The organism is Pedobacter cryophilus (assembly GCF_005116455.1).
Classification (GTDB): domain Bacteria; phylum Bacteroidota; class Bacteroidia; order Sphingobacteriales; family Sphingobacteriaceae; genus Pseudopedobacter; species Pseudopedobacter cryophilum.
Window position 1 is genome coordinate 282,317 of record NZ_SWBP01000005.1, and the last position, 15,494, is coordinate 297,810.

Consider the following 15,494-nt stretch of genomic DNA (forward strand, 5'->3'; position numbering starts at 1 on the left):
AAATGTAGTTATTGTTATGCTTATCAGATGTATATACAAGGCAAAAAATATTTCATTTTTATCTTGTATATACAAGTTATTCTTTTTATGTTTGATATGTAACATCATCCAGATGTTCAAAACCAATTAAAACTAAAATATAAATCAGATGAAAAGAAAAATTTACTTATCTATTTTACTTTTTTTTATTCTAAAAGGAGTAAATTCTCAAACTATCCAAACATTAGACAATTGCGAAAGTGTTACTGGTTGGTCTACCGAGTGGACTAATAATGGAATCAGTTTAGACGCTACTAACTTTAAAGAAGGCGCAAATTCTATACAAACAGCAAATAATACAGCAACTAATTATGTTCTTGCTTCTAAAACATATACTGTCCCATTTAATACGGGAGTTGATAAAGCAACAGGGTATTTGTCATTTTGGTTATATGTATCGGATGTGGTTGCCTTAAATCCGTTAGATTGGACTGGGGCAATAGAAATCACAAGTTCAGGTGGTGCTGATGTAAATGAATGGGCTTGGAATATTAATAGCTCCTTAAATTTACATAACGGATGGAATAATGTGATTTTGAAGTTAAGTGATGCTAATACATCTGGAGGAGAAGCTAATATTGCCGCAATAAATTTTTTCAGAATTTATAAAGAAGTAACCGGACCTGTAAGTCTCAAAATAGATGATATAAAATTTTCTTCTACTTATTCGGTTTTGCCAGTAAGCTTAACTAGTTTTTCAGCAGATTATTATGGTGAAAAATCAAGAATTCAATGGACTACTATTACGGAGAATAATAACTCTCATTTTGAAATTCAAAAATCAAATAATGGCATTGATTTTATAAAATTAACTGATTTACCTGCAAAAGCAAATAGTGAAGAAAAACACCTATATGTAGCATATGATAATTCTCCAAGCTTGGGGGTTAATTATTACAAATTACTTCAATTTGATTTAAATGGCAAGTTTCAAGATTTTGGTGTTAAAGCCGTAAATATTGCTATAAGAAATAATGATGGTTTTACTGTATATCCTAACCCGAGTAACGGGGAGTTTAATCTGATAATCCCTAGTTTGGCAGATAAAAATTTCAATGTTACAATAACTGATTTATCAGGCAAAAAAATACTTTCCGATAAAATAAAGTACAGTACAGATAATACAAATTATAATTTTAGGTATTCTGAAAAATTAAACAAAGGATCATATATACTAACCATTAATTCAGTAGGTATGAGCAAAACATCTATTATTATAATAAATTAATAATACAAATTAACTTAATCAATTATATAATTTATGAAATCAATTGTATTTAATAGTAAATCCTTAGGATTGAAAGTATACTTATTGAATATCATTTTTCTATTTTTTTCTGTCCCTCTTAATATTTTCGCTAATAATAATGTGGAGATATTAAAAGGTGTAGATATTAGAATTAGTGGTGTTGTAAAAGGAGATAATGGAGAAACTCTGCCGGGGGCATCTGTAACAATAAAGGGGACATCTAAGGGTGCTATCACTGATGTTGAAGGGAGGTTTGTTATAAATGTTCCTTCAGAGCAGTCTATTTTGGTTATAAGTTTTGCCGGTATGGAGCTTAAAGAGGTTGTTGTTGGGCAAAATGTTAATCTTGAAATTCAATTAAAAAGTAGTAATAAAAATTTAGATGAAGTAATTGTTGTAGGTTATGGAACTGTTAAAAAAGGTGATTTAACAGGTAGTGTAGCTTCTATAAAAGGGGATAAAATAACACAAGTTTCATCTGGGTCTTTCGAGACGTTATTGCAGGGGCGTGTATCTGGTTTAACAGTGATAAATAACAATAATGATAATCCTCAAGGTGGTTCTACAGTTAGAATACGAGGTGTTAGTTCTATAAATGGATCTAATGCCCCACTAGTTGTATTAGATGGGATTCCTTTAGGTGATGCAGGTAATCTAAATGCAATTAACCCAAATATTATTTCATCTATTGAAGTATTAAAAGATGCATCTGCTACTGCTATTTATGGTTCTAGAGGCGCAAATGGTGTAATTATGATAACCACTAAGCGTGGTACAGAGGGTACTTCAAATGTGTGGTTTAATCAAAAAAATAGTTTTGGTTTTTTTAGCAATGAACTTGATTATTGGCGAAATCCTCTTGATATGGCTATTCTTGAAAATGAGTCGTATGAAAATGCGGGTGTAGAACCCCGTTATATTGGTAAAAAAGATCAATTAGGAACTTATTATCCTTCTATAACGGAATTGAAGAACAATGACTGGCCGTATCAAACTAATTGGTCAGATTATATATTTAGAAAAGCATCTGTTACTCAGGATTATAACTTAGGAGTTGAAGGTGGGTCGCAAAAAGATCATTATTATGTTAGTTTAGGTTATTATAAAGGACAAGGAATGCAGATTGACGATGATTATAATAAGTTATCTCTTGATTTATCTTATGATCATAATGTCGCTAAAACATTAGTAATAAGAAGTCGTACTGGATTTTATAGAGGTAAAAGAAACGTGAATTATGGCATGGACTATACTAGAAATCCTTTATTTCCTGTACTTAATGGGGATGGGTCTTATTATAAAATGTTTGATACAGATTATGGAAATCCCTTGGCTTTAACCAATGAGCGAACAAATAAAGGGGAGAATTTAGATGGATATGCACAATTACAAGCTGATTGGGATATTTTACCAGATTTGAAATTTGTTTTACGAGGAAATGCTAGATCTGGTATGGGAAATACATATTATTTTAATCCTGTTAAGTACACCGTAAGCGGAGATAGATTTAACGGCGATGGTGGAATAGGAGCATCCAATTATCTTAATGTCACATCAGACGCATATCTTACTTATACAAAAAAACTGAAAGGATCACATGATTTTAGTGTAATGCTTGGGTCTACTATAGAAAATTCAGTTTCTAAAGGGGTAAGTACTGTTGGACAAGGATTTTCTAATACAGTTTTACGAGAAGAGAATTTAGGTGGTGCTGATAAGCAGATTGTTGGAAGTTATAGGACTGAATCCGTATTGATGTCGGGTTTTGCCCGTCTTAATTATACATTTAAAAACAAATATCTTTTTACGTTTACAGGTCGGGCAGATGGGAGTTCTAAATTTGGAACAAATAATAAATGGGGTTTTTTCCCATCAGGTGCGCTTAGCTGGAAATTAATTGAAGAAGATTTTATAAAAAATTTAAATGTTTTTGATCAGTTAAAAATCCGTACTAGTTATGGTATATCTGGTAATCAAGGTATTTCACCCTACCAATCTATTTCTCAATATGGACAGGATTTTTATTATCTAAACGGCGAAGAGTATATTATTTATGGTGTAGGCAGAGAGATTGGAAGAGAGGGAGAAGGTAACAGATATGTACAATGGGGAGGAATGGCTAGTAAAGATTTACGTTGGGAGAAAACTGCTCAGTTAGATTTAGGTTTAGATATGTCGTTCTTTAAAAGTAGGCTTAATTTGGTTTTTGATTATTATCATAAAATAACTACAGATCTTTTAAGAAGACAGTTTTTGAATCCAAGTACAGGGTTTGATCGCGTTTGGACAAATGATGGAGAAATTTTGAATAAAGGGATAGAACTATCTCTAGACGCAAACGTGATCACAAAAGGCGATCTTAAATTTAACGCAGGCCTTGTATTTAATGCAAATCGTAATAAAGTAGTCAGTATAGGCTCTAAATCTAGTTCAGGATATAGTGAAGTTAATGGATTAAAGTACGAAGCTTATGGTTCAGGTGTACTTAATGATGCTTTTTTAAATGTATTGGCTATTGGTTATCCTGTTAATTCTTTTTATGGCTATCAAGTAAACGGAATTATACAAGATATGCCTGATAATCCCACAAAAACTAATAGACCAGGAGAATTTAATTATGTTGGTTTAAAAGCAGATGGAACATTAGATCCTAATGCTAGAACAATTATTGGTGATCCTAATCCAGATTTTACAGCTGGCCTTAATCTGCAATTTACTTATAAAAAAGGTTTAGATCTTGCTATACAATTTTATACAGTGTATGGTAATGATATCTTTTCGACAAGAAAATTAAATGGTATTGCTTATACAGCAGATAGATGGACTCCTGAGAATCCTAATAATCTGCGTCCTTCATTACGAGCAGATAGGCAATATTATGCTTCATCTTGGTTTGTAGAAGATGGCTCTTTTTTAAGAGTACAAAATGTCACTTTAGGATATACTTTTTCTCCAAAACAGATAAGAAAACTTCAGGGAGCAAGGCTCTATTTCAATATCAATAATCCATTTACATTTTCAAATGTTAGTGAATTTGATCCGGAAACTAGTGAAGATGGCCGTGGATCGGCTCCTTATTCCAGAATTTCAACATTTACAACAGGTTTAGAAATTAAATTCTAAGAATAAAAATATGAAATCAAAACACATTATAATCCTTATGTTGATTGTTTTTAGCATAAGTTCTTGTAAGAAACTTTTAGAAGAAAAACCATATGGTACTTTTTCAGAAAATAATTATTATACAACTGAAAAGGATGCATTCAATGCACTTCTATATGCTTACGATCCAATCAATAACATTGAATATGGCTCTCGCTTCTTATTTAATATAGCAGACGTTCCTACTAATCAATATAATGATTATGGAAGAGGTTTCCCTAATACATTTTATTCTTGGGACGTTAATTCAAATACCGAGGAGTTTTTGTATTTCTTCAAGTATGCTTATTTAGGTATAAGCAGAGCGAATTCTGTTTTAGCAAATGTTAGTGCAATGAATAATATTTCACAAACTAGCAGGAAACAATTTTTAGGAGAGGCACATTTTTTAAGAGCGTTCCATTATTTTAATTTGGTGCGTACTTATGGTAGTGTTCCTCTCCATTCTAAAGTGGTGGAGAGTATAGAAGATGCTGGAGCTCCTTATGCTTCAATTCCAGATATTTATGCATTTATAGTAAAAGATTTAGAGGATGCAATTTTACTTTTAGGTATCTCAAAACAGCAAGGAAGAGCAGATAAAGTAGCGGCACAAGCAACATTAGCTAAAGTTTATCTAACGTTGGCATCTTCAAAATTAACAGGTGCTTCAGGCTATGAGTGGGTACAAAATGCAGAAGAAATGTATACTCTTTCTACAAAATATGCTGGAGATGTACTTTATAATCAAAGTGTTTATGCTTTGGATTCAGACTTACTAAATGTATATGATGTGAAACATCAGGCAGATAGTAAAGAGCATATTTTTATTACTTCAATGTATAGAGATGCAAAAGGAGAAGAAGGTAATTTTTCTCAATTGCCGCAATTATTTGGCATAGGCCTTCCTCAAATTTATGTTTCATCATCTATATCAGGTGGAGCAGGTGTAAATAAGTTTATAAATAACACAGCATGTTGGAGTTATTACAGAGTTGATAAAGACTTTTATAATTCATATGCGAGTAATGATCGACGTAAGAAATTAATGGTTTCTACCATTTACAATGCAAACGGAAGTGTTCTTGCAAATTGGATACCGACAAATGTCACTAGTTCTAATCCTACAGAAAATGCATTCTTTTATCCTTTTTGTAGAAAATATACTGACCCAGAATCTTTAGGAACAAGAACTAGTGCAAATTTATATCTCATCAGATTTGCAGAAGTAGCCTTAACCTACGCAGAAGCTGTAGGTCCTACATTAGGTTATGAGTGGGTAAATAAAATAAGGCAAAGAGCTAATGCAGATCCGCTTACACCGGGTTTAAATATTTCAGACTTTAGAAAAGCAATATGGAAAGAAAAATCTTTTGAATTGGCTTTTGAAGGTCATGGTATTTATGAATTACGAAGAACAAATCGTGTAATTGAAGAAATAACCAATAAAACTGTAAAAACAGAATATGCATATTTCTATCCAATTCCTCAAAGAGAAACTGATATTAATCCTAAAAAATAATTAAAGGTTATGAAAAATATTAAAACTATATATTTTGCTGTTTTTACGGGAATATTCCTTTTTGTAGTTACTGGTTGTAGCAAGGTAGAAAATGAACTTACTCAGGGTACAGATTATACTTTAAACACTCAGCAAGATGTTGCCCAATTTAAAACTACTGAAGGAATCAGAACACTGACAATAAGCGGCAATAATATCACCGATGTTTCTATGCTTAGTTTTAAAACTGTTAAAACCTTGATAATTGAAAACACTTCTATTAAAAATCTTTCATTGCCTCAGTTAACATCAGTAACATCATCATTAATTATACAGAATAATGATGTTCTGGAGTCTGTTAATATGCTTACCAATTTTAAATTCTTAAATGGCAATTTAAATATTGTTAATAATAAGTTACTTACAGATATTTCGGGCTTTTTGCAATTAAAAGTATTTAAGGGAAATCTCTTAATAACGGATAATGTTTTATTGGGAGAAAATCTAACCTGTACATCAACAAGTATCGGGTTTTGTGTAATTAAATATTTGCTGGAGAATTCAATAATTAGTGGCACCATAACTTTATCCAACAATCATCCAAAAGCAGTTACCGATGCCTCATTGATAGGTGTTATAACAGGGGGTAATATTATCAGCTACACACTTGGTTCAAAAGCTGATATCGAAAATTTTGCACCACAATCTGATACCGTTCAAAATTTAACCATCTCTGGTATTGATATTACCGATAATGTATTATCCCTGATTAAAGATCGTATTAAAGGAGTGAAAGGAACGGTAAGTATTACGAATACTTCTATTAAAACTACCGAGAATTTCTTCGAGGCTATAAAATGTAATGGAAGCATTATACTGCGTAATAATCTGGAGTTGACAAATCCACAGGGTTTTAAAGGTTATATTCTTATTAACGGAGACTTAATTATAGAAAATTGTCCAAAACTAAATTATTGGGGTACACCAAGAGGAGGTGCTGGTTTTTCTGGAGTTGTAAGAATTGAGGGTAGCCTCAAACTAAACCCAGTACCTGAAATGGCAGAAGGTGGTGCTGGACTTATCTCTTTGATTTACGTGGGTGGAGATTTTGAAATTGTTGGAGACCGTACAAAAGGAGGAATATACAATTTAGATACGTGGTATCAGTTAGGCGGAGGTATTAAGCATATTGGAGGTAGCCTTATTTACAACAACCATTACATGGTAAATGGACTTGGAGGTTTTGAAAATCTCGAATACTTAGGCGGTGATGTGACAATTCTAGACAATGGTGTTACAGCCGGTACCATTCCCTTGCAAAGTTTAACGAATCAGGTAGGTTTCTGTCTCATTAAGAAATTTTTAGATAGTGGGATTATTAAAAAAAGTAATCCTACAATACAGCTTCGTGTTAAACCTGGCGATCCGTTTATTGAAGTAAATACTTTGATACCATGCAACAAATAAGGGATATTTTTAAAATAAAAGTTATGAAAAGAATAGTGTATGCATTTATGCTTTTTGCAGCCATATTGGCATGTAAGAAAGACAAAAATCAAGTAATTGAATCTAAACGAGATATACAACGGAGTTACACTTTTTCTAATGGTATAATGCCTGAAAATGTATTGAGAAGTTATTTGTCACGCAGTATAACACAAGCTGAATTTTTAACCACAGATGGTTTTTATAATGATGGAGCTTACCCAGATAAGGCCGATGATACCCGTATGTTGAAGAATATGGGAGCTAAATTTATTGGCCGTTCTATTTATACATGGGGGCTCGAAGGTCGTATTAACAACCCCCTTTTCATGAGTAATGCTAAAGTTAAAATTAGTGAAATGCATCTTACAGATTCAGATATGCTATTTCAAGCCGCTATTTTTGAAATTATTACACCAGATGTAAATACTGTACCAGTACCAGCATGGGTATTTCAAGAATTTGGTTTAGCTGTTAGTGCAAGAAATTTTGTTTATACCGATATGATAAACTTAGATGGTGTTGGCGTAGGACAATGGGGATATGGCAGTGTTCCAGATATATCTCGCTTAGAAACTCGTATGTATTTCTTTTTTCTAGCCACAAAATATATAGGAACTGGCATAGAAGCCATTCATTTTGGTCAGGTAGAGTTAATGTCAATGGTTGATAAGAATAATAACTATGCCGGCTGGTCTGATCTTTTAACCCGCATAAGAGCCATGGCTAAAACAAAAGCAATTAGAGGTACTGTGATATGTGACGCCCATTTAGGTAGTGGCGGAATTGTAATTGATGGAAAATTATTGTTTGATTTTGTGTCGTTTCCTATGCGGATAAAAGAGATTTCTGGAGAGCCACAAAAAGGTGAATTAAAGAAATTTTATCTTGATGCTATATACGGAAGAACAAAAGGAGGCATTACCCCATCTGGTTGGAGTTGTGATAAAGCACTATACCAAGTTGAGTTTGACAATTTTGGAATAAGCGATCATCCTGGCGTTTCAAGCATATCAGATGAATGGACTTGGGGTTATGATGAAATTAGCTGGTATTATAATCAATCAGAAGATTACCGAAACGAATTTTTAAAATATGCCAGTAAATGGATAGTGAAAACAGATCTTAACGGTTATGTACAAATGCCAGGCAGCCGTGTGGTTATTACTTCTAACGGTGCAACACGTTACCGGGCAAATAAAAAAAGTGATGCTTGCGTAAATGGTAGGAATCAAGAAGAAACAATAAAATTGTTATGGTTAGAAGAGGAATAAAGTTGCTGCTTGTAACTATTTTATTTTTAATGAGTTGTACTGTCAAAGCTGAAACTGAAAATCTCGCCTATCATTTTGATAAGGCGGGCATCTCAGAGCAAGTTTTAACTAATTACTTAAAACGGGCGGTAACCATGTCCGAGTTTCTTACTGTTAATCCATTTTGTAATGATGGGCTACAGTCTGATAAAAGCGATGATATCCGATTGATTAAGAATATTGATGCTAAATTTATTGGTAGGGCAATTTACCGTTGGGGAGATGAACATGCATTTAATAGTCCTGAATTTCTTGGACAAGCAGCTCGATTAATTAAAGACGTTCATCGCAATGATTCTGAAGTAATTTTTCAGGCAGCAATTTTTGAAAATGTCACCCATGAAGTTGATCAGATCAATATTCCTAATTGGGTTTTTATAGCATTAAATATGCCCGTTGAAAAGAGAAATTTCAGTTATGCCTCTATGCTTAATCTTAAAGGCAAGTATGTTGATCATTGGGAAAAAGGACATAGTGTACCTGATATTACCCGATATGAAACACAACTTTGGTTTACATTTTTAGCAGGCTCTTACATTAATATCGGTTGCGAAGCTCTTCATCTAGGGCAAATAAACCTGATAGGCATGGAAGATGCCGGACTGAAATTTTGGGTAGCATGGTGTGGGAGTATTCGTAAGTATGCAAAGAAACACGCTCGCCGCAACTGGGTTTTGCTAGATGCTCATTCTACAGAAGGGGGAACTCTCATTGATGATAAAAGCCTTCTCGACTTTAATTCCTATCCATTACGTATTAAAGAGGATATTAATTCTCCAATGCAAGGAGTTTTAGAAAAGGGTTATTTAGATTCATTTTATGGTAGAAGTAAAGCTTGTGAAACTCCAACTGGTTGGAAATGCAAAGCATTACCATATTTGGTAGAGCTTGACAATTTTGGAGTGAGTGCAAAACCCGGCATTGCAAATCTTAGCTCACATTATATATGGGGATATGACGAAATTACTTGGTTTTATATTCAGAAGGAGGATTATCGTAAAGCTTGGTTGAAATATGCTAATAATTGGATTCAGGAAAATGATATTGCAGGTCATCTTCAAATGCCAGTTACAAGAATCATTACATTAGATAATCATATTCCTGTATTTAAAAATTTCGGAAACAATAAGTCTTCCAAATGTCCTGATGGGATGAATTTGGAAGAAACGATTAAAAGTATTTGGTATAAACAATAAGTTATTAATAATGAGTCGATTGAAATTATTACCCTTGAATTTAGTTTTATTTTTTGCTGTATTATCTATTTCTGAAACTGTAGCACAGGAAATAAATTCTCAACTTAAATGGAAAATAGCTTACCATAAAACTGAAAGTGAGATTCCTGAAAAATGGTTACCAGCAACAGTGCCAGGTGCTGTACAGCTAGATGTGATGAAAGCAGAAAACTATAAACAACCCTATTGGTATGCAGATAATTTTAAACAGTTTGACTGGATGGAGGATTACTTTTTTAGCTACAAAACTGTTTTTAAGCGACCTTCCTTACCAAAAGGAAATCGAGTATTCTTTCATTCAAAAGGAATAGATTATCAATTTAAACTTATTCTTAACGGCATAAATATTTTTGAACAAGAAGGGATGTTTACTTATGTAGATATAGACCTGACTGATAAATTAAAAGACGAGAACGAGTTGAAAATTATTCTAATGCCTATTCCAAAAATCAAAGAAGCGGCTACTTATATTCCAGGTTCTGAAACTTATAGGCAAAATGCTAGAGAAAGTGTAAAACCTGCCGTTAGTTACGGATGGGACTGGCACCCAAGATTAGTTACCCGCGGGATTTGGGATGAAACTTATCTTTCAGTGAGAAAGAGTATCCATTTAACTGACTTTGACATTTCTTATACTTTAAATGATGAATTTAAAAATGCTAATCTGAGTTTAAGTTTAAAAGGAGAAAATCTTAAAGGAAAACGGTATAAGTGGGCGTTAATAGATAATAAAGGTAGTGTGGTTTTTACAAAAACAGGTTCATTCAACTCAAATAATGAAGAGGTTTTTGCCAATATTAATAATCCAGCATTATGGTGGCCTAATGGTTATGGCGCTCCAACACTTTATCAAAGCGAGATTTTATTACTTGATAAGCGTGGTAAGCTATTAGATAAAAAACAGTCTAAAGTTGGCTTTCGTAAAATAAGCATGATTATGAATGATGGGGAGTGGGATAAGTCGGCGGGGTTTCCTATAACTAGAAACAGGGCGCCAGCAAGTTTAGAGGTAAATGGCAAAAGAATTTTTGCCAAGGGCTCTAATTGGGTTCATCCCGAAATTTTTGTTGGTCTTATCAATAAAGATACTTATCAAAAGCAATTACAATTAGTAAAAGACGCGAATTTTAATCTAATAAGGGTATGGGGAGGAGGAATAACTAATAAAGAATCATTTTTTGATATATGTGACGAAAAAGGGATTCTAGTATGGCAAGAATTCCCTCTGGCATGTAATAATTATACAAATGATGCCAAATACTTATCTGTTTTACAACAAGAAGCCACTTCTATTATAAACCGGTTGAAAAAGCATGCTAGTTTAGCAATCTGGTCTGGAGGGAATGAGTTGTTTAATAGCTGGAGCCGTATGACTGATCAATCCTTAGCCTTACGCTTATTAAACAGTTTATGCTACCAGCTTAACCCTCAAACTCCATTTATTTATACCTCACCTTTATACGGGATGGGGCATGGAAGTTATGTTTTTTTTGATAAAGATAATAGTAAAGGGAATGAAGTTTTTCAATGGTTGGCTAAGTCTGATAATACAGCCTACACAGAATTTGGAATACCTAGTGTAGCTAATTTAGATGTACTGAAACAGTTTATACCAAGCAATGAACTTTTTCCGCCAAAGAAAGGCACCTCTTGGGAAACCCATCATGCATTTGGAGCCTGGGGCGAGAACAGATGGTTAGAGCTGCCTTTTCTGGAAGATTATTTCGGTAAAATCTCGTCTTTAGAAAACCTGGTAATTTACAGTCAGTTGACTCAATCAGAAGGGCTAAAATTTATTTATGAGGAAGCCCGCAGGCAAAAACCTTATTGTAGCATGGCTTTAAGTTGGTGTTTTCAAGAGCCATGGCCTACGGCAGCTAATAATAGCTTGGTAAACTGGCCCAATGCTGTAAAACCAGCATATTATCAGGTTGCAAATGCATGTCGGCCAGTTTTAGCAAGTATAAGTGCACCAAAATTTCTCTGGATAGAAGGAGAAGAATTTAGTTGCGAATTATATCTATTAAATGATACTTACGACACATTAAAGTCTGGAACTATTAAAGTTAGCTTACTTTATGATGATAAAAAAGTAGATTTTGCATCTTGGGATTTCAAAGAGCCTAAACAATTCGAAAACACAAAAGGACCAAAGGCAACCATAAAGTTACCCGTTATGAAAAATGGGCTTTTCATTATTAAAGCCGAAGTAGTAGGCATGCCTCAATATAATTCTACGTACACTTTTTTGTATAAAGGGACTAGTGTAACCTATCTAAAATCTTCTGTTTCCAATAATTAATAACCATACAATGATGTTGAATTATAAATTTATTGCTGCCATTTTGTTTTTAGGTTCTAGTGTATTCGCACAGAATAAAACATCTAATCTTTCTTATGTAGATCCTACAATTGGTGGTGTAGGAGTCATTTTAGAACCAACCCGTCCTGTTGTTCATTTACCTAATAGCATGTTAAGGGTTTATCCAATGAAAAAAGATCAGCTTGATGATCAGATAAGTCAATTCCCTTTAAATGTTGCATCTCATCGTATTGCCTGGGTGTTTTCATTTTTGCCAGTATGTGATAGTAATGTAGATAAATTATGGACAGCCCGGTTTTCAATTGAAAAAGAACAAACAACGCCTTATTACTATCAAGCCGAAGAGGAAATTTCACAAAACACTGTTGAATTTACACCCACCGCAAAATGTGGCTTTTTTCAAACTAAATTTAATAATAAGGCAGATAAATACCTGCGCTTAGGTATTTGGGGTTCAGAAGGGCAGCTTAATGTTTCAGACAAACGTGTAATTACAGGAACCGAGAGTTTTTCCGGGATGAAAGCATATTTCTATGGGGAAACAGATACGGATATTGAGCAGGTTAAATTTCAAGATAAAAATCAGCATAAACTACTAGCCAGAGTAAGTGATAATACTGCCTCTGTAGGTTTCAAATACGGAATATCTTATATCAGTATCGAACAGGCAAAGCAAAATCTTTATAAAGAAATCCCAGGTTGGGATTTTAATGCCATTAAAAATAACGCCTATATAACTTGGGATAAGCTGCTGGATCAAGTACAAATAAAGGGTGGATCTTTAGCTCAAAAACGTGTTTTCTATACTTCTTTATATCGCTCCTATGAACGTGTGGTTGATATTAATGAATATGGTCAATACTACAGTGCTTATGATCATAAAATTCATCAATCAAAAGAACCTTTTTTTGTAGATAACTGGTTGTGGGATACATATATTGCTTTAGAACCATTGCACATGATTCTTAACCCAAAACAAGAAGCAGAAAAAATCAGGTCGTATATTGATATGTATAAGCAGGGTGGCTGGATGCCTTCGTTTGCAGTAACTTTTGGAGATTGGCCGGCAATGACGGGTAATAATGCTGCGATATGGATGTCGGATGCATGGTTTAAAGGGATCAAAGATTTTGATCTTAAAACAGCTTACGAAGGCATGAAGAAGAATTCTTTACAAGGAACTATACTGCCATGGCGCAATGGTGCGGCAACTTCTTTAGATTCTTTTTATAATAAAAACGGGTATATGCCTGGTTTGAAAATTGGCGAAACTGAACCAGTGAAGGAAGTTGATGCTGGCTGGGAGAAAAGACAATCAGTATCCGTAACGCTAGATAATAGTTATAGCGATTGGTGTATAGCAAATTTAGCATCTTACAACAAGAACAAAGCTGATCAAAGTTTATTTCTTAAGCGATCAGAAAACTATAAAAATGTATTTCGAGTAGAAAAAGGTTTTATGTGGCCAAAAGATAAAGATGGTAATTGGATTGAGCCTTTTGAACCAAAGCTTGCTGGTCGAGAGTATTTTACAGAGAATAATGCCTACAATTTTAATTGGGATGTGAAGCATGATTTTAAAGGCCTTTTTGCCCTCATGGGAGGAAGGAAAAATGCAGAAGAAAAACTAGATCAGCTTTTCAGAGAAGAATTAGGCTTACCTAAATATAAGTACTGGTATACACAGCCGGATGCTTCTGGCTTGGTAGGGCAGTATGTAATGGGGAATGAGCCCGGATTGCATATTCCATATTTATATAATTATACAGGATCGCCTTGGAAAACCCAAAAACGTATCAGAATGCTATTAGATACTTGGTTTACAGATAATCTTTTTGGTATGCCTGGTGATGAAGATGGAGGAGGAATGTCTGCTTTTGTAGTATTTTCAATGATGGGTTTTTTCCCGGTAACACCGGGTGTGCCCGTGTATAATATAGGCAGTCCAATATTTGACCGCGTATCAATTCGCTTAACAGATGGAAGTGTTTTTGAAATTACTGCTGTAAATAACTCTGCTGAGAATAAATACATACAAAAAGCATCTTTAAATGGTAAAGATTTGAACAAACCTTGGTTTACTCACGAAGATCTGATTAAGGGAGGAAAACTAGTATTTGTTATGGGTAATAAACCTAATACCGAATGGGGGAATTCTGAAGATGCAGCTCCCCTTTCAATCATAAATAAATAAATAATTTTTTTCTCTACTTGTATATACAAGTAGAGAAATTTAACTATATTTGAATCATGAAGACATATAAATTAAACAGATTATTTAATAGCAAATCAGGTAATTGTTTTGATGTTGCTATAGACCATGGTTTTTTTAATGAGTACGCATTTTTAAGCGGGATAGAAAACATACAAAGAGCAGTAGAAGTTTTGGTAGCAGCATCTCCAGATGCCATACAGCTTACTATCGGACAAGCACAATATTTGCAATCTATTCCGGGCAGAGAAAAACCATCTTTAGTTTTAAGAACAGATGTAGCCAATGTTTACGGAAAAGAACTTCCACGTACTTTGTTCAGCAGAATTATCGAAAATCCGGTAGAACAAGCCATTCGTTTAGATGCCGCTTGCATAGTAGTAAACCTGTTCAGTATTTCTGGTCAGCCAGAAGTTACCGATCAGTGTATCCAAAACATTCTGAAAATTAAACCCATTTGCGAGCAGTATGCTATGCCTTTAATGATAGAACCATTGGTATTTCGTCCAAACAGCGAAGCTGGCGGTTATATGGTAAACGGCGATCCTGAAAAAATTGTACCATTGGTAAGACAAGGTGTTGAGCTTGGTGCAGATATTATCAAAGCAGATCCAACAGATGATGTAAACCTTTACCATAGAGTAATAGAAATTGCTGGAAATATCCCGGTTTTAGTACGTGGTGGTGGTAAAGCAACAGATCAAGAAATATTAGAAAGAACTTACGGTTTAATGCAGCAAGGAGCTAGAGGAATTGTTTACGGACGTAATGTAATTCAGCATGCAAACCCAGCCGGTATGACCAAAGCTTTAATGGCTATCGTACATGAAGGCGCTCGTCCGCAAGATGTAATAGGCTTAATCCAACAATTGGAAAATGTATAAAATTTAAAGGAAAAATTTGGTTGATGTATTCTCATCTTCCAAATTTTTCCTGATGGTATTTATCCAAATATCACACAATAACAACCAATGCGGTTATCTTAAATACCGTAAA

Annotated in this window: 9 protein-coding genes; all 9 read left to right on the forward strand. The window is 34.0% G+C overall.

The annotated features are described in order from the left end of the window. Positions 1-148 precede the first annotated feature (148 nt). The 9 genes from FA046_RS14440 (at position 149) to FA046_RS14480 (ending at position 15,382) form a co-directional block, all read left to right on the forward strand. Positions 149-1,267 (forward strand): T9SS type A sorting domain-containing protein, encoded by a 1,119-nt coding sequence (locus FA046_RS14440; RefSeq protein ID WP_136827243.1) that lies wholly within the window; start codon positions 149-151, stop codon positions 1,265-1,267. Between the two features lie 69 nt (positions 1,268-1,336). Then, on the forward strand, positions 1,337-4,411 hold the full coding sequence (locus tag FA046_RS14445) for a SusC/RagA family TonB-linked outer membrane protein (protein WP_169303380.1): 3,075 nt from the start codon (positions 1,337-1,339) through the stop codon (positions 4,409-4,411). Between the two features lie 10 nt (positions 4,412-4,421). Next, positions 4,422-5,951, forward strand: coding sequence for a RagB/SusD family nutrient uptake outer membrane protein (locus FA046_RS14450; protein ID WP_136827245.1), 1,530 nt, complete (start codon positions 4,422-4,424; stop codon positions 5,949-5,951). Positions 5,952-5,960: 9 nt separating this feature from the next. Continuing rightward, positions 5,961-7,397: a hypothetical protein gene (locus FA046_RS14455; RefSeq protein ID WP_136827246.1), complete on the forward strand. Its 1,437-nt coding sequence runs from the start codon at positions 5,961-5,963 to the stop codon at positions 7,395-7,397. 23 nt (positions 7,398-7,420) lie between these two features. Continuing rightward, positions 7,421-8,689: a hypothetical protein gene (locus FA046_RS14460; RefSeq protein WP_136827247.1), complete on the forward strand. Its 1,269-nt coding sequence runs from the start codon at positions 7,421-7,423 to the stop codon at positions 8,687-8,689. Beyond that, complete coding sequence (locus tag FA046_RS14465; RefSeq protein ID WP_205943664.1) at positions 8,671-9,924, forward strand: hypothetical protein; 1,254 nt, start codon at positions 8,671-8,673, stop codon at positions 9,922-9,924. Before FA046_RS14460 ends, FA046_RS14465 begins: the two co-directional genes overlap by 19 nt. 34 nt (positions 9,925-9,958) lie before the next feature. Next, positions 9,959-12,265: a glycoside hydrolase family 2 protein gene (locus FA046_RS14470; protein ID WP_205943665.1), complete on the forward strand. Its 2,307-nt coding sequence runs from the start codon at positions 9,959-9,961 to the stop codon at positions 12,263-12,265. A 10-nt stretch (positions 12,266-12,275) separates the two neighbouring features. Further along, positions 12,276-14,480: a GH92 family glycosyl hydrolase gene (locus FA046_RS14475; RefSeq protein ID WP_136827249.1), complete on the forward strand. Its 2,205-nt coding sequence runs from the start codon at positions 12,276-12,278 to the stop codon at positions 14,478-14,480. Between the two features lie 56 nt (positions 14,481-14,536). Continuing rightward, positions 14,537-15,382, forward strand: a complete 846-nt coding sequence (locus FA046_RS14480) for a class I fructose-bisphosphate aldolase (RefSeq protein WP_136827250.1) — start codon at positions 14,537-14,539, stop codon at positions 15,380-15,382. The last annotated feature ends 112 nt before the right edge of the window (positions 15,383-15,494 follow it).